This is a genomic window from Serratia sp. Res13-Sevr-LER1-36-b, from assembly GCF_015673035.1.
Lineage (GTDB): Bacteria > Pseudomonadota > Gammaproteobacteria > Enterobacterales > Enterobacteriaceae > Chania > Chania fonticola_C.
Window position 1 is genome coordinate 16,703 of the sequence record NZ_JADACK010000006.1, and the last position, 17,112, is coordinate 33,814.

At 53.6% G+C, this 17,112-nt stretch carries 14 protein-coding genes; 4 read left to right on the plus strand and 10 right to left on the minus strand.

Annotated features, from left to right (window positions below; translation table 11 throughout):
* Positions 1-72 precede the first annotated feature (72 nt).
* The 3 genes from IMQ33_RS05800 to lrhA all read right to left on the minus strand — a co-directional run bounded on the left by IMQ33_RS05800 (position 73) and on the right by lrhA (position 2,845).
* Positions 73-747 (minus strand): NADH-quinone oxidoreductase subunit B family protein, encoded by a 675-nt coding sequence (locus IMQ33_RS05800; RefSeq protein WP_024529592.1) that lies wholly within the window; start codon positions 745-747, stop codon positions 73-75.
* 15 nt (positions 748-762) lie between these two features.
* On the minus strand, positions 763-1,203 hold the full coding sequence (locus IMQ33_RS05805) for an NADH-quinone oxidoreductase subunit A (RefSeq protein ID WP_065683098.1): 441 nt from the start codon (positions 1,201-1,203) through the stop codon (positions 763-765).
* A gap of 703 nt (positions 1,204-1,906) precedes the next feature.
* Positions 1,907-2,845 carry a transcriptional regulator LrhA gene (gene lrhA, locus IMQ33_RS05810; protein WP_065683097.1) on the minus strand — a complete coding sequence of 313 codons (939 nt, stop codon included), beginning with the start codon at positions 2,843-2,845 and terminating at the stop codon, positions 1,907-1,909.
* Between the two features lie 837 nt (positions 2,846-3,682).
* Between lrhA and IMQ33_RS05815 the strand changes: the two genes are divergently transcribed.
* A complete protein-coding gene (locus IMQ33_RS05815) occupies positions 3,683-4,897 on the plus strand; it encodes a pyridoxal phosphate-dependent aminotransferase (RefSeq protein ID WP_021805995.1) in 1,215 nt (404 codons plus the stop codon).
* A 98-nt stretch (positions 4,898-4,995) separates the two neighbouring features.
* Positions 4,996-5,595: a 5'-deoxynucleotidase gene (gene yfbR / locus IMQ33_RS05820; protein ID WP_025122801.1), complete on the plus strand. Its 600-nt coding sequence runs from the start codon at positions 4,996-4,998 to the stop codon at positions 5,593-5,595.
* 440 nt (positions 5,596-6,035) lie between these two features.
* Here yfbR and IMQ33_RS05825 read toward each other — a convergent pair whose 3' ends face one another.
* The 4 genes from IMQ33_RS05825 to yfbV form a co-directional block, all read right to left on the minus strand.
* Entirely contained in the window at positions 6,036-7,868 is a 1,833-nt protein-coding gene (locus tag IMQ33_RS05825) for an SLC13 family permease (protein WP_065683370.1), read from the minus strand.
* A 96-nt stretch (positions 7,869-7,964) separates the two neighbouring features.
* The gene (locus tag IMQ33_RS05830; protein WP_098930389.1) at positions 7,965-8,621 is read right to left on the minus strand and encodes a sugar phosphatase; all 657 of its coding nucleotides are present in this window, start codon (positions 8,619-8,621) and stop codon (positions 7,965-7,967) included.
* A gap of 21 nt (positions 8,622-8,642) precedes the next feature.
* Positions 8,643-9,137 carry a YfbU family protein gene (locus IMQ33_RS05835; protein ID WP_021178532.1) on the minus strand — a complete coding sequence of 165 codons (495 nt, stop codon included), beginning with the start codon at positions 9,135-9,137 and terminating at the stop codon, positions 8,643-8,645.
* 189 nt (positions 9,138-9,326) lie between these two features.
* Positions 9,327-9,782, minus strand: coding sequence for a terminus macrodomain insulation protein YfbV (yfbV, locus tag IMQ33_RS05840; RefSeq protein ID WP_024485138.1), 456 nt, complete (start codon positions 9,780-9,782; stop codon positions 9,327-9,329).
* 403 nt (positions 9,783-10,185) lie between these two features.
* On the opposite strand from yfbV, the gene ackA reads away from it, so the two are divergent.
* Entirely contained in the window at positions 10,186-11,388 is a 1,203-nt protein-coding gene (gene ackA / locus IMQ33_RS05845; protein ID WP_065683095.1) for an acetate kinase, read from the plus strand.
* A 101-nt stretch (positions 11,389-11,489) separates the two neighbouring features.
* A complete protein-coding gene (gene pta / locus IMQ33_RS05850) occupies positions 11,490-13,649 on the plus strand; it encodes a phosphate acetyltransferase (RefSeq protein ID WP_024529584.1) in 2,160 nt (719 codons plus the stop codon).
* 227 nt (positions 13,650-13,876) lie between these two features.
* Here the strand turns inward: pta and IMQ33_RS05855 are convergent, their stop codons facing one another.
* The 3 genes from IMQ33_RS05855 to IMQ33_RS05865 are packed head-to-tail and all read right to left on the minus strand — an operon-like array spanning position 13,877 to position 17,089.
* Complete coding sequence (locus IMQ33_RS05855) at positions 13,877-14,881, minus strand: transketolase family protein (protein ID WP_186530691.1); 1,005 nt, start codon at positions 14,879-14,881, stop codon at positions 13,877-13,879.
* The gene (locus tag IMQ33_RS05860) at positions 14,874-15,710 is read right to left on the minus strand and encodes a transketolase (RefSeq protein WP_196062687.1); all 837 of its coding nucleotides are present in this window, start codon (positions 15,708-15,710) and stop codon (positions 14,874-14,876) included. The genes IMQ33_RS05855 and IMQ33_RS05860 overlap by 8 nt, the downstream gene beginning before the upstream one ends.
* Positions 15,707-17,089 (minus strand): PTS ascorbate transporter subunit IIC, encoded by a 1,383-nt coding sequence (locus IMQ33_RS05865; RefSeq protein WP_024530683.1) that lies wholly within the window; start codon positions 17,087-17,089, stop codon positions 15,707-15,709. The genes IMQ33_RS05860 and IMQ33_RS05865 overlap by 4 nt, the downstream gene beginning before the upstream one ends.
* Positions 17,090-17,112 lie beyond the last annotated feature (23 nt).

A 17,112-nucleotide genomic window follows, 5' to 3' on the forward strand; every position in this document is an offset into this window, starting at 1 on the left:
TTATTTCGCCGCAAGTTCAACTTTTCGCTGTGTTAACCAATAGCGCACTAAGATGGACGTTAAATGAACGTCTTAAATCTCGTCAGGCGACCGAAGGTTGGTTACCGCAATACGCTCGGCGTGCTTACGTTCTTTTTCTGATGGCATATTGGCGCGGTACACGCCCTGATCGCCAACGACCCACGACAGCGGGCGACGTTCTTTGCCAATGGATTCTTGCAGCAGCAGCAGTGCCTGCATGTAAGCTTCCGGGCGCGGTGGGCAGCCTGGGATATACACGTCGACCGGCAGGAATTTATCCACGCCCTGGACGACCGAGTAGATATCGTACATGCCGCCGGAGTTGGCGCAGGCGCCCATCGAGATCACCCATTTCGGCTCCAGCATTTGCTCGTACAAGCGCTGAATAACCGGGGCCATCTTGGTAAAACAGGTGCCGGCAACGACCATAAAGTCTGCCTGGCGTGGTGAGGCACGCAATACTTCCGCACCAAAACGCGCCACGTCGTGAACGGCGGTAAACGAGGTCACCATTTCCACATAACAGCACGAAAGGCCGAAGTTATACGGCCAAAGAGAGTTTTTACGCCCCCAGTTCACCATGTCATGCAAAGCATGTTCGAGTTTACCCATGTAAACCGTACGGTGAACCTGCTGCTCAAGGGGATCGCCAACGATCTCCTGTTTTTGCAGGGGATAACGGTCGTTCTCACCGTTCGGGTCTATGCGGGTGAGCGTATAGTCCATCTTAATGCCTCGCTGTTACTGCGGATGACTGTTGCTAGCGTTCTTGATGGTACCTGGCTTGCTCAAACGCTTGGAACGCGTTGGAGTCCAATCCAATGCGCCGATACGCACCAGATAAACCAGACCAGCCAATAACACCAAAATGAAAATGGCGGCTTCGATAAAGCCTACCCAACCGCTCTCACGAATCGAGACCGACCAGGCATACAGGTATAAGGCTTCAACATCGAAAATAACGAAGAACATGGCCACCAGGTAGAACTTGGCAGACAGACGCAGGCGCGCCGTACCGACCGAGTCGATCCCTGATTCATAGGGGGTGTTTTTGGAGCGAGCCTGGGCTCTCCCACCCAAGAAGAACGCACCCAGCAGCATGAAGCCGCAGAGCCCGATAGCCATGATAAGAAATACGGCGAACGCCCAGTGATGAGCGATGACTTCAATGGTTGTTGACATACTCTATGCTTACTCATCAAAAGTGGCGTCGATCGTTCTGCTCTTGTAACTGGCAGTTAGTGCACCACATCGATTTAAGGGAAGGATAAATAACCACACAAACAAGCTGCTTTTACAGAGAGTTAGGCAGTGTTTTACTGTGGGCTTTTTACTCCTTTCTATAACCTTCTGTCAACTTTGACAAAAGTATCTACACACTAATTTACATACGAAGCATTTAATTAACATATGATGCGCTTGGCTTAGGCTAAATCGTGTCAGTTGATTGCTCAACGGAAACAGATAGATATAACCCCGCAGGCACATTTCACTTTTACTATACCATTCTCTCAGGAATTCCCTGTTGTTCCACTCACTACCTAGGGGTATTTTTTTGATCCAGGACACGTTTCAGGCAGAAATCCTCAAAAAAAGTGTGGCAGTTTAACAATTTTTGTCAATTTCAGGTAAAAAAACGTCAGCGTAAAATAGCAAAATAACCCTATCAACTCCAGGTATTTACTTGTTGTTATCACTGGATAAAAAACGAGCAACCCGAAGTTGTGAGGGGATCACCTGCTAGAAACCATGTAGAAATACCCACTTAGCATCGAATTTACCCTCAACAGGCCAAAATTCTTGATTTCCCTCTTTTTGAGCTAAAAAAAACCTCCGCCGTGGCAGAGGTTTGTAACTTTCAATATGGCTAGCTTAGGGTAAAACGCTACTCTTCGCTATCCGCCACGCTGGAACCTTCATCGATCACCGAAGATTCGCCTCCGCCGAAGTGGTAAATCTCACTGCCGTTTTGCACGGCACTGAAGATCGCCATGGCCAGTTCATTTTCGCACTTCATGTCTTTGCACAGCGCATACTGCGTATCAGGAAGATGCGGTAAACCTTCTGCCGCGCCTAGAACTCGCAGATCTGGGCTCATCATTTCGATTGGCCGCACGGTGATCCCCAAACCTGCCCGACACGCCGCGCGCACCGCAGAAAGCGTTGAGGCCACGTAGGCAATACGCCAAGGAATGCCGGCAGCTTCAAGGTGCTTTATCGCCATCGCTCGGAACGGGCTTGGCTCATCCATCACCACCAGAGGGATCGGTTCCCCCGCCTGATAATGGTAATCTGCCGAGCAGTACCACAACGTTGGAGACGTACGCAGAATGATGTGCGGATGCCCTTCGGTATCCACGGTGGTGATGGCCAGATCCACTTCGCCATTCTTCAGCATGTCGATCATGAACGGACTACGCTTCACCCGCACATCAATCGCCAGCTTGGGATAGACCGACGTCACGCGGTTTAGCAAGAAAGGCAAAATGGTATCGGCAGTATCATCAGAAGCACCGATAGTCAGAACGCCCTTGATATTGTTGTACATCAAGGAGGCACAGGCTTCATCGTTGAAGCGCAGGATTTTCCTGGCGTAGCCGAGAAGCTGGATACCGTGTTCGGTTAACAACTTATTGCGCCCATGACGGGCGAACAACTCTTTGCCAACCAATTGCTCTAACCGCTGCATTTGTTGACTAACTGCGGACTGAGTACGACAAACGGCAACGGCAGCCGCCGCAAACGTATTCAAATCAGCAACAGCAACAAAGGTTCTTAGCAGATCGAGGTCGAGATTAAGTATCGGACGATTTGCACTTGTCATAGTGTTTTCTTCACTTTTTAAATTCTAATTTACAAACTACCCTGGTGTATTTCTAAGACGCAGCTGAAAAGGGCATGCGCCACTTATGACAGTACCCCACTCATTAGAAGAGGGCAAAAAAATTACTTATATTTCGTTATCTGCATCGCTTTTTATCCATGATCTATCGCAACGGCTTATTGATAGTGGTGAAAGTTACGACGAAAAGTGCTTACCCTTATAAGCATTGATAATCCTATGCGGGCAAAATCCCCCCTTTCCTCCCGGTTACCTCGATCTCTGGCCGCCAGAGACCATGACAGCATTGTTGTTTTCTGTACAAAATATTAACACCCCCCTCGTATATCCAACGACTCATCGATTAGGGAATTTAATAAATTCAAGCAGTAAGTCTTTTGATTATTAAAAGACACTGACCATTACTTAAATAAAATTTAAGTTAATTACTGAAGTGGGCCTAATGTAATTCTACTTCAACTCAGTGTGGTATTGTCAGTACAGACAAGAAACCAGATTAATCCCATATTACTATTTTTAAGCGGCTTTGGCGTTTTTCTGGCGCCTGGCATGCACATTTCTACGGTTAACTGATAAAAACCCTTTACGTGACATGCACTTCCATTGGAATATAAACCTTAAATCTGCGACACATTCAGATTTAAACACTAAAAAAGCGATCAATACAGACGGTTATTATCTTAAAAAGCGATTTTTGCCGATCGTTTTCACCAAAGCAATGCATAACCCTTCAAAAGCCCGGCCTCCAGGAGTACATTGGACGGATTGCGGTGTTCCACGGTAGGAACGACCCTATCTTAGCAAAAGGCTCAACTTTCTATGTCCCCCATTGAGAAATCCAGCAAACTGGACAACGTCTGTTATGACATTCGTGGTCCGGTACTCAAAGAAGCTAAACGTCTTGAAGAAGAAGGCAATAAAGTCCTCAAGCTGAACATTGGCAACCCTGCCCCGTTCGGCTTTGATGCCCCCGATGAAATTCTGGTCGACGTGATCCGCAATCTGCCAACGGCACAAGGCTACTGCGACTCCAAAGGGCTTTACTCGGCGCGCAAGGCGATCATGCAGCACTATCAGGCACGTAACATGCGTGACGTGACCGTTGAGGATATCTACATTGGCAATGGCGTTTCCGAGCTGATCGTGCAATCCATGCAAGCGCTGCTGAACATCGGTGATGAAATGCTGGTGCCTGCGCCAGACTACCCGTTGTGGACCGCCGCCGTGTCGCTTTCCAGCGGTAAGGCCGTGCACTATATGTGCGACGAAGAATCTGGCTGGTTCCCGGATCTGGACGATATTCGCAGCAAAATCACCCCACGCACCCGTGGCATCGTGATCATCAACCCTAATAACCCCACCGGCGCGGTCTACAGCAAAGAACTGCTGGAACAGATCGTCGAGATCGCCCGCCAGCATGACCTGATCATCTTTGCCGACGAAATCTACGACAAGATCCTCTACGACGAGGCAGAGCATCACTCGATCGCCGCGTTGGCGCCAGATCTGCTGACCGTCACCTTTAACGGCCTGTCCAAAACCTATCGCGTTGCCGGTTTCCGTCAGGGCTGGATGGTGCTCAACGGGCCGAAGAAGCATGCCAAAGGCTATATTGAAGGGTTGGAGATGCTGGCTTCCATGCGTCTTTGCGCCAACGTGCCAATGCAGCATGCGATCCAGACGGCACTGGGCGGTTACCAGAGCATCAGCGAATTTATTCAGCCTGGTGGCCGCCTGTATGAACAACGCGACCGTACCTGGGAGCTGCTAAATGAGATCCCTGGCGTTTCCTGCGTGAAACCTCAAGGTGCGCTCTATATGTTCCCACGCATCGACGCCAAGCGCTTTAACATCCGCGACGACCAGAAGCTGGTGCTGGATCTGCTGTTGCAAGAGAAGGTGTTACTGGTACAGGGCAGCGCGTTCAACTGGCCTTACCCAGACCACGTCCGTATCGTTACGCTGCCCCGCGTGGATGAATTGGAAATGGCGGTGGGCAAACTGGGCCGCTTCCTGGAAACCTATCACCAGTAATTTTGCCGGGCGCGGTTCGCTGCGCCCCTACAATTCCGAGGGATGTCCTTAGCTCCATGGCGTATAATGCTCTCACATGCCGTTGTAGAGAGAGCACCATGAGCCAGAGCCACTTCTTTGCCCACCTGTCCCGTTTGAAACTGATTAGCCGCTGGCCGCTGATGCGCAATGTGCGTACCGAAAACGTTTCCGAACACAGCTTGCAGGTCGCCTTTGTCGCCCATGCGCTGGCCGCGATCAAAAACCGCAAGTTTAACGGCAACCTGAATGCCGAACGTGTGGCGTTGTTGGCGATGTATCACGATGCCAGCGAAGTGCTGACCGGCGATATGCCTACTCCCATCAAGTATTACAATCCGCAGATTGCCCACGAATACAAAAAAATCGAGAAGATTGCCCAACAAAAGCTGTTGGAGATGCTGCCGGAAGAGTTACAGAACGATTTCCGCTCTATCCTGGACGAACACCATCACAGCGAGGACGAAAAGCTGATCGTGAAGCAGGCCGATGCGCTATGCGCGTATCTGAAGTGTCTGGAGGAGCTGTCGGCGGGGAATAATGAATTCAAGCTGGCTAAGGCACGCCTGGAGAAGACGTTGCAGCTGCGTCATAGCCCTGAAATGGATTATTTTATGCAGGTATTCATCCCAAGCTTCAGCCTTTCGCTGGATGAAATCAGCAGCGACTCCCCCCTGTAAGAATAGAGCCAGGTGCTTATGCACCTGGCAATCTGAGACACCTTAGCCGCAGGTCGTACTTCCGGCATTTCCACCGTCAATTCCTCTCCACCACCGAGCGTAAATCAATATGCTGGAAGGTTTGCGTGACCAGGAAACGGTAAATTTTATCCTGTGGGCCTTGTGAGAGAGCCACTCATGTATCTCGCACAACCGGACAGCAACAACAGAGAAGCTAAAGTAAGGGTTATAAATCCATGTTTCATTTTCATGGCAACTCCAGAAGGATCGCTAAACTAAGCTAGGGCGACACGGGTCGCCGTAAAGCCTCAACGAGCTGCTGCATGAGCCGATAAAATGCCAAAACGCTTTATGGTTTCGGTGGTTAGCTACTTCATCGTATTCTCAAAAAAAGATAAAGCGCCTTTTCTTAATCCTGATATAAAACGCAAACCCTGTGCTTAAAACGCATACAACCAAGGCACCAGGATCACGCTGACAATCATCACCAGCACGGTGAACGGCACCCCAATTTTCAGAAAATCGCCAAACTTGTAGTTCCCCGGCCCCAACACCAGCGTATTGACCGGCGATGACACCGGCGTCATAAAGGCGGCGGAGGCGGCAATCGCGATAATCATGGCAAACGGATAAGGCGAAACGCCCATTTCGCGGGCAGCGGCGATAGCGATAGGGGCCATTAACACCGCCGTGGCGGTGTTCGAGATAAACAGCCCAATGGTGGCACACAGAACAAACAGACAGGCCAGCATGACGTGCGGCCCGGCATCACCAGCAACGTCCATCAACCCACGGACGATCAGGTCTACCCCGCCCGTTTTCTGCAACGCTTGGGCAAAGGGCATCATACCGACGATCAAAATGATGCTCGGCCAATGGATCGCTTTATAGGCACTTTCCATATCGATGCAGCGAAAGCGCCCCATCAACAGGCAAGCGATCAGCGCGGCGATCGGATTCGGGATCTCGTCGGTCAGCATCATTGCCACCATCAGCGCCAGGCAGAACAACGCGTGAGGAGCCTGGGTGATAGCCGGTGCCACTTCGTCCACTTCGGCGGGCAGGTTCAAGACGATAAAATCATGGGTTTTGGCTTGTAACTGGCGGATCGCTTTCCAATCGCCGATCACCAACAGGATGTCCCCCAGGCCCAGCGGTTCATCCACCAGCTTGCCTTGCAGGGTTTCGCCATTGCGGCGGATACCGACTACGTTGAGATCGTAACGGCTACGGAAAGCGGCATCGCGCACGCTTTTCCCCAGCAGGGCCGACTCAGGGATTAGCGAAACTTCAGCCATCCCCACGTTGCGCGACTGTTCGGAGAAATATTCCCCCCGCAGCACCATGGGCTCAAGTTGTTGCTCACTACAGAACTGACGCAGATCGATATCGCAATCCGTCATGTCGATCAGCAGTACGTCCCCTTCGCGCAGTTCCGTGCTGCCAAAGGCGCTGATCATCACCCGGCGAAAACGCTTCCAGCGCTCGATGCCGATAACGTTGGCGCTGTAACGCGCGCGCAAATGTAATTCATCCAGCGAGCGGCCAATCAGTGGCGAACCGCTACGCACCGCCAAACGACGCGCCCGCCCGGTGAGCTTATAGTCGCGGATTAAATCGCGGAAAGTCCGGCGCTCCCAGGCAGACTTGGTCTTGGTGCCGCCGCTGTCGCCGAGCCAGCGGCGCGCAACCAGCATGTATCCCACGCCCAACAGCAACACCACCAGGCCAATTGGCGTAACGCCAAAGAACCCGAAACCATTGATGCCTTCACGCACCAGTTCGCTGTTGACCACCATATTCGGCGGCGTGGCAACCAGCGTCATCATGCCGCTGATCAAACCGGCGAAGCTCAACGGCATCATCAGCCGCCCTGGGGAGATTTTCATGCGTACCGCGACGCTGAGCACCACGGGAATAAAGATGGCTACCACCCCGGTTGAGCTCATAAAGGCCCCCAGTCCGGCAACGGTAAACATCAGCAGCATCATCATCTTGGTTTCACTGCTGCCCGCCACTCTCACCAGCCAGTCGCCAACCTGATAGGCCACCCCGGTGCGCACCAACCCTTCGCCAATGACGAACAGAGCGGCAATCAAAATGACGTTAGGATCGCTGAAGCCAGCCGTTGCCTCTTGCAAGCTCAAGGTTCCACTGAGCACAAACGCGATGATCACCAACAGTGCCACCACATCCATGCGCAGCTTGTTGGTGGTAAACAGCACTATGGCTATTAACAGTAAACTCAAGACCCAAAGTAATTCGCTGTTCAAAACGGCCTCATTCTGCAGTGATCCCGGCATAAGAAATTAGCATAAAAAAACCCCGACGATGCGGGGTCTAATCAAATTGAGGTAAGAATGTGCAGATTAAGCAATAAGTTCGATGACAGCACCCTGCTCAGACTTGGCGATCTTGAGCTGTTCCAAGGAGGAAAGGATCAGATCCACCTGGTCCAGTTTCGGCGTGTCTACCGGTGCATTTACCGCAATCACCTGGCAACCTGCAGCCAAGCCAGAAAGTATCCCGGCAGGAGCATCTTCCACCACCACACAATCCTGCGGTGCCAACCCAAGACCTTGAGCCCCTAACAGGTAGGCGTCTGGATGCGGTTTACCCTGTTTAACACGCTCACTGGTGATAAACACCTCAGGAAGCGGCACCCCACCGGCAAGGCGGCGTGCGTTAGCCACTGGCACGGAACCCGAGGTGACGATTGCCCAAGGTATCCCCAACGCATTGATCCGCTCCAGCAAGGCCAATGCACCAGGCAGAGCGTTGACGCCGCCGGTATCCTCTGCTTCCACCTGCTCAAGCAATGTGAACTCATGCTGTAGTTCAGCCTCGGTGGCATTCGGCATAAAGTGACGCAGCGAGGTGATCGCCTGTTTTCCGTGGATAAAGTCCAGCACCTGTTGCGGGCTGATGCCATGGCGTTCTGCCCATTGCGTCCAGGCTCGCTCTACCGCCGGTAATGAATCTACTAACGTTCCATCAAGATCGAACAGAAAACCCTTACACTCCACGGGAAACCCCTCTACGTTTAATCAGGCATTGATGATTTGCGCAATCTCGACGGCGCTCAAATGATACTGGCGTGGGCAGGATAGCCAGATACTCAGCATGCGCTGGTATTTTTCCCACATTTTGGTTTGGGCGTTAAAGCCGTGGCTACCAGAATCGAAATGAGTATACCGCCCTTCCGTGTTCACCAGGAAACGCACATAGCTCAGGTAACGCGCTTCGGTTGCTGCATCAAAGCCAAGGAATGCCAGGCGACGCGCGTCCAGCCCCTGGCGATCCTTGAGGTTCTCCCAGGAAACCTGGAGCGCATGGTGCATTTCCATGATGTTGATGATGGTGCGGCACACTTCTTCGCTCATCTCACCAAAATCACGATCCAGCTCGCGCATTTGCAAACCAAAACCGCGCTCGATGATCGTCTGCAAGCGGCGGTAGCGCTCTGCATTGTCCGGATCGAGCATGGTCATCATCTTGTATTGATTCGACAAAATCAGCCGTTGGGCGTGAGTCATTTCCATTTCATTGTCCTCAGTTCTGCAAATTAACCAGAGCATCGCATGACTTCAGTATGGCGTGGAATCACAACTAAACCTTTCTTTGATTTGAACCGGGATATTGGTCAAATGTGGGGCGTGGCCAGACATGATCAGGGCACGAATTTGCGGCATAAAGCAAGCAAGGCCGGTGAGTCCCCGGCCCAGTAGCGCTTAAAGATCGTCGAGGAAGGTTTTATCCAACTGCTTGAAGGCACGTTTCAGCACGTCCGCCAGCGCCTGGTAGGTTGGCGTCCCTTCAACGGGGGCAATCGCCTGCCCGGCTTCCGCCAGCTTGTTACGGACCTCATGGAACCATTGCAACAAGGTTGGCGGCAACGGCGTCACGGAACGTCGGCCCAACCACCACAGCCCCTGCATCGGCAGGCTACAGGCGAACAGCGCGGTGGCAATCGCCGGGCCAAGCTGACCACCGAGCGCAATCTGCCAGGTCAGGGTAAAAATCGCCAACGGGGGCATAAAGCGAACGGCAAAGCGGGTAGCGCGCGCCACGCGGTTCTCAGGGAAAAGCGGTGCCAGCCGTTTGTCTGCTGGCCAGGTTTTCATGTAATGCTGCCCGCGCTGGAATATCTGAAACCAGCTTACGGAACCGGATGGTCTGCTCGTCATTGCGCACCTCAACTTCACGTATAAAAAATAAATTATTCTTGCAAACACACTAACAAAAAAGTTGAAGCTTTAAATTTATTTTGTGTTTGTGGCGGGCTATCGGTATCCTAAGCCGGCCATGTGCCGGTAGAAGATGACAGAAGATTTGTCAACTTTTAGCCCTATCTCCCTAATCCTGCCGTTGGCGGCCATGTGGGGCTAGGAAGCGGTAAAAATCAGGATCGCTTAAACCGCAGAGAAATCATCGGTTTTTTCATCATTGTGTCCTTTGTATCACTGACATGATGTTAATCATAAATGTCAACGGCATTATGCGCTACGCTTGTTGTCTGATTGACGTTTTATTCACCACGTGTTTTTGGGTCTTCCTTAATACCAACACGAACTATAAGTAGGTACTTCCATGTCGAGTAAGCTAGTACTGGTCCTTAACTGCGGCAGTTCTTCCCTGAAATTCGCCATCATCGATGCAGCCAACGGTGAAGAATACCTCTCTGGCCTAGCCGAGTGCTTCCATCTTCCTGAAGCCCGTATCAAATGGAAAATGGATGGCGGTAAACAAGAAGCGGCCCTGGGTGCCGGCGCAGCGCACAGCGAAGCGCTGAACTTCATTGTTAATACTATTCTGGCACAAAAACCAGAGCTTTCCGCCCAGTTGACCGCTATCGGCCACCGCATCGTGCACGGCGGCGAGAAGTTCACGGCTTCTGCCGTCATCAACGACGAAGTCCTGCAGGGTATCAAAGATTCGGTACCTTTTGCACCACTGCATAACCCGGCTCACCTGATCGGTATTGCTGAAGCGTTGAAATCCTTCCCTAATCTGGCTGATAAAAACGTTGCCGTGTTTGACACCGCGTTCCATCAGACCATGCCGGAAGAGTCCTACCTGTATGCCCTGCCGTACAGCCTGTACCGCGACCATGGCGTTCGTCGCTACGGCGCACACGGCACCAGCCACTTCTACGTGACGCAAGAAGCCGCGAAGGCGCTGAACAAGCCGGTTGACGAAGTTAACATCATCACCTGCCATCTGGGCAACGGCGGTTCCGTAACCGCAGTACGCAACGGTAAGTGTGTTGATACCTCCATGGGTCTGACCCCGCTGGAAGGCCTGGTAATGGGTACCCGCAGTGGTGACATCGATCCAGCCATCATCTTCCACCTGCACGACGCCATGGGCATGAGCGTTGACCAGATCAACAAGATGCTGACCAAAGAGTCTGGCCTGCTGGGCCTGACCGAAGTCACCAGCGACTGCCGTTACGTTGAAGACAACTATGACACCAAGGCCGATGCCAAGCGCGCCATGGACGTCTTCTGCCACCGTCTGGCCAAGTACATCGGTGCCTATAGCGCCCTGATGGAAGGCCGTCTGGATGCCGTGATCTTCACCGGTGGTATCGGTGAGAACGCCGCGATGGTACGTGAGCTGACCCTGGACAAACTGGGCCTGCTGGGCTTTGAAATCGATCATGAACGCAACCTGGCTGCCCGCTTCGGCAAATCAGGCAACATCACCAAAGACGGCAGCCGTCCGGCACTGGTGATCCCGACCAACGAAGAATTGGTCATCGCGCAAGACGCTTCCCGTCTGACCGCTTAATGCTCTCCACACCGTCAGCCCAGGCTGGCGGTGTTGTTTTGAGCCTGTCATCTTTGTCTGCGCCCCCGTTGCAGGCAGAAAACCGTGAAGAGGACTATTCTGTGTCACGTACAATTATGTTGATCCCCACAGGCACCAGCGTCGGTCTGACCAGCGTCAGCCTGGGTGTCATCCGCTCCATGGAGCAAAAAGGCGTTCGCCTGAGCGTGTTCAAACCTATTGCCCAACCGCGTACCGGCGGCGATTCCCTCGACCAGACCACCACCATCATCCGCAGCAACTCGACCATTCCGGCGGCCGAACCCCTGCGTATGAGCTACGTTGAGGGCCTGTTGAGCTCCAACCAGCAGGACGTGCTGATGGAAGAGATCGTGGCTCGTTACCACGAAAACACCAAAGACGCAGAAGTGGTGCTGATCGAAGGCTTGGTGCCTACCCGTAAGCATCAGTTCGCCAACTCGCTGAACTACGAGATCGCCAAAACGCTGAACGCAGAGATCGTCTTTGTGCTGGCACTGGGCAACGATTCTCCAGCCCAGTTGACCGAGCGCATCGAACTGGCTCGCTCCAGCTTCGGCGGCAGCAAGAACAAAAACATTACCGGCGTGATCATCAACAAGCTGAACGCTCCGGTGGACGATCAGGGCCGTACTCGCCCAGACCTGTCCGAAATCTTTGACGATTCCACCAAGGCCAGCGTAGCCAATGTCGATCCTGCACAGCTGTTCGCCAACAGCCCGCTGCCGGTGTTGGGTTGCGTACCGTGGAGCTTCGAACTGATCGCTACCCGTGCCATTGATATGGCCCGCCACCTGAAGGCGCGAGTGATCAACGAAGGCGACATCATGACCCGCCGGGTGAAATCTGTGACCTTCTGTGCGCGCAGCATTCCGCACATGCTGGAACACTTCCGCCCAGGTTCCCTGTTAGTCACTTCTGCCGACCGTCCGGACGTGCTGGTTTCAGCCTGCCTGGCCGCGATGAACGGCGTGGAAATTGGTGCCATCCTGTTGACCGGCGGCTACGAGATCGATGCCTCCATCAACAAGCTGTGTGAGCGCGCCTTTGAAACCGGCCTGCCGGTGTTCATGGTTGACACCAACACCTGGCAGACCTCGCTGAGCCTGCAAAGCTTCAACCTCGAAGTGCCTTCAGACGACCATCAGCGTATTGAGAAAGTACAGAACTACGTGGCCAGCCACATCAACGCCGAATGGATCGAGTCCCTGACCGCCACTTCTGAGCGTTCACGTCGTCTGTCCCCACCGGCGTTCCGTTATGAGCTGACCGAGCTGGCACGCAAAGCGGGTAAACGCATCGTGCTGCCGGAAGGTGACGAGCCACGTACCGTGAAAGCGGCGGCCATCTGTGCCGAACGTGGTATCGCAGAATGTGTGCTGCTGGGTAATCCGGAAGAGATCAAACGCGTTGCCGCCGCGCAGGGCGTTGAGCTGGGTAAAGGCATCGAGATCGTCGATCCGGTCGCCGTGCGTGAACTCTATGTGCCGCGTCTGGTTGAGCTGCGCAAGAGCAAGGGCATGACCGAAGTGGTTGCGCGTGAGCAGTTGGAAGACAACGTGGTTCTCGGCACTCTGATGCTGGAGAAAGGCGAAGTTGACGGCCTGGTTTCCGGTGCCGTTCACACCACCGCCAATACCATCCGCCCACCGTTGCAGTTGATCAAAACCGCACCGGGCAGCTCCCTGGTTTCCTCCGTGTTCTTCATGCTGCTGCCTGACCAGGTTCTGGTCTACGGTGACTGCGCGATCAACCCGGATCCAACCGCTGAACAGCTGTCTGAAATCGCCATTCAGTCCGCCGATTCCGCTGCCGCATTCGGTATTGAACCACGCGTAGCGATGATCTCTTACTCTACTGGTAATTCCGGTGCAGGTAGCGACGTTGAGAAAGTGCGTGAAGCGACCCGTCTGGCACAGGAAAAACGCCCGGATCTGATCATCGATGGCCCACTGCAGTATGACGCAGCGATCATGGCCGACGTGGCCAAATCCAAAGCGCCTAATTCGCCAGTGGCCGGTCAGGCGACCGTGTTCATCTTCCCGGATCTGAACACCGGTAACACCACTTATAAAGCGGTGCAACGTTCTGCTGACCTGGTCTCTATCGGGCCAATGCTGCAAGGCATGCGCAAGCCGGTGAACGACCTGTCCCGTGGTGCTCTGGTTGACGACATTGTCTATACCGTAGCCTTGACGGCGATCCAGTCGGCTCAGGCTGATGCACAGGCAGCTAAAGCCTGATGAGACAAAGGTGCCACTACGGCACCTTTAGACTCTGGTAATACCCATAACGGCCTGGTGATCATCACCGGGCCGTTTTATTTTTGGCGTCAACAAAGAGTAAGCAATGCACCTCCTGATGCCCCTCACTCTAACCCTCTCCCACAGAGAGAGGGGACCGATCGAATGGATCTGAAAATTCGGTGGCTCACCTTGGATGAGGGGGCGGTCGAATTTGTTGAGATTACCTATTTACTTCCAGCAGAGCACCCGCAATCAGCTCCCTCTCCCTGTGGGAGCGCCAGCAGCTCATCCGCCGCCGCCACAATATGCGCCGCCGTCAGGCCATATTCCTGCTGCAAGAACTCCTGCGTACCCACTTGCCCATAGCGGCCTTTCACTCCCACCCGCCGCATCGGTACCGGGCACTCTTCCACCAACACCTCCGCCACCGCCGAACCAAGCCCGTTATGAATGCTGTGGTTCTCGCAGGTGACGATCCTGCCGGTTTTCGCCGCAAAGGTTTTGATGATTTCACGATCGATAGGCTTGAGCGTAAACATGTCAATCACCGCCGCGCTGATGCCACGCTGTTGCAGTTCCTGCGCCGCCTGCAACGCTTCGGCGACCATAATGCCGTTGGCGATCAGCGTAATATCGCTGCCGTCACGCAGCAGATTAGCCTTGCCAATGGTGAAACGATAGCCTGCGGGATAAATACGTGTCGCCTGCTTACGGATGGTTCGCACCCAGTAGAAGCCTTGCAACTTCACCAGTTGCTGCAAAATATCCTGGAACATGCTGGCATCGGTCACCTCCAGTACCACCGAATGCGCCAGACCACGCACGATCCCCATGTCTTCAAACGACATATGCGTGCCCCCGTTATGGCAGGCGCTGACCCCGGCATCGGAGGCGATCACCTTGACGTTGTTGCGCTGATAGTCCAACGACATAAACAGCTGATCGAAACAGCGGCGGCTGGCAAAAGCGGTGAAGGTGTGGACAAATGGCACTCGTCCGGTCAGTGACAAACCGGCAGCCACGCCAATCACATTGGCCTCCATGATACCGCAGTTGATGACCCGCTCTGGGTGATCCTTATGTACGCCATCCATCGCCATCGAACTCATCAGATCGGCTTCCAGTGCGATCACCGGCGTATCGGCTTCGGCCTGTTGACGGATCACGCTGGCGTACACCTTGCGCATCTCTACGGCGTCTTTTTCCAACGGCATTTCCAGGTTAAACATAGGCGGTCTCCAGCTCGGCAATGGCCTTTTCGATTTCGCTGCGAACATCTGGCGTTAAGCGCAGATGATGTGAGTTTTTCAGGTTCTCCAGATAAGCCACCCCCTGCCCCTTGAGGCTATCGAGGATCACCACCAATGGCCGTTGCTCTCCACTACGCTCCGGCAATACGGCATCACGGATCGCCGCAATGTCATCCCCACGAACGGTTTGCACCTCAAAACCAAAAGCGCGGAATTTACCGGCCAGATCGAAAGGTTTGATCACCTCATCCAGCGCACCGTCCAACTGCTGTTTGTTGTAATCAATAAACAGCGTCAGATTATGCAGGTTATGGTGGGCGATAAACTGGAACGCTTCCCAGCATTGGCCTTCGTTCAATTCACCGTCCCCCAGGATGCAGAATACCCGGTTGCTGCGCTTTGCTAGTTGGTGTGAAAGCGCCATACCGGCAGCGATAGAGACCCCTTGCCCGAGCGATCCGGTGGTGGCATCCACCCCACGAGTTAGCAAGCGATCTGGGTGGCTCGGCAACCGAGTGCCATTCTGGTTGAGCGTTTGCAGCTGTTCCAACGGGAAATAGCCCTTAAGCGCCAGTACGCTATATAGCGCCGGGCCTGCATGGCCTTTCGACAGCATGAAATAATCGCGCTCAGGCCAATCCGGGTCACCCGGATCGATACGCATCACTTCGCCGTACAGCACCGCCAGCGTTTCAACCACCGACATACAGCCACCATAATGGCCAAACCCCAGCCCAGTGAGTGCCTTCAGCGTTTCCAGACGGATTGCCCCGGCCAATTGCGTCAAATCAGTCACGGTGTTGCTCATGAGCTTTCCTCCTTATTTTTGGCTGGGGCATCTTTGCGTTTCCCCAAGAAGTTATGTGCGACCAGCAAGCCAAAGATGGCGACGATCGCGACCATGATCATTTCTTTGGTCAGGAAGCGCGCCATATTGCCCAACACGATCCCCACCACGCCGAAGTCCGTATCGGAGAAGGTGGTGTTGGCAAAACCCAGCGCGCCCAGTACCGGCAACAACAGCACCGGCAGGAAGGTAATCAACAGACCGTTGGCAAATGCCCCCAGCATGGCACCGCGCCGCCCGCCGGTCGCATTGCCGAACACCCCGGCGGTGGCCCCGGTGAAGAAGTGCGGCACCACGCCCGGCAGGATCAGCACCATCTTCATTTGGCCGAGCAAGAACAGACCGGCCAAGCCCCCCAGGAAGCTGAACAGGAAACCAATCAACACCGCATTCGGGGCATAGGGATAAACCACCGGGCAGTCCAGCGCCGGGCGGGCATTAGGGACCAGTTTTTCCGAGAAGCCGGTAAAGGCCGGGACGATCTCGGCCAGGATCAGGCGCACCCCTTGCAGAATGATGAATACCCCGGCGGCAAAAGTGATCGCCTGAATAATCGAGTACACCAGGTAGTTCTGCCCGCCACTCAATTGGCTTTCGACGTAATCCTGGCCCGCGCAGATAGCCAGGATCAGGTAGATCACGATCATGGTCATCGAAATGGAAATCGAGCTGTCACGCAGGAAGCTGAGGTTTTTAGGTAAGTTCATCTCCTCGGTGGAACGCGAGTTTTTCCCCACCTTGGAACCGATCCAGCCGGAAAGGACATAGCCCAAGGTGCCGAAATGGCCAAAGGCAATGTCGTCGTTGCCGGTAATGCGGCGCATATAGCGCTGGGCGATCGCCGGGAAGAACGCCATCACCAAGCCCAGAGTCAGCGCTCCAGTGAACACCAGCTGTACGCCCTCAAAACCGGCCACGGTGAGGATGATGCCGATCATACAGGCCATGTAGAAGGTGTGGTGTCCGGTCAGGAAGATGTATTTCAAGCGGGTAAAGCGGGCCACGATGATGTTGGCCACCATGCCAAACGCCATGATCAGCGCAGTGGAGGCACCGTATTTCTCTAATGAGATAGAGACAATGGCTTCGTTATTGGGAATAATTCCCTGAATATTGAACGCATGCTCAAACATGCCGCCTAATGGATTCAGCGAGCCGACTAATACCGTCGCCCCACCGCCCAATACAATAAAGCCCAGAATGGTTTTAACCGTACCTTTGACCACGTCAGAAAAAGATTTCTTTTGTGCCAACAAACCAATCAAGGCAATCACCCCGACCAATACCGCCGGGACCTTTAATATATCAACCACAAACCTGAGCGTTTCCTGGATAAACATATCCACCTCGCCAATGGGTTAGA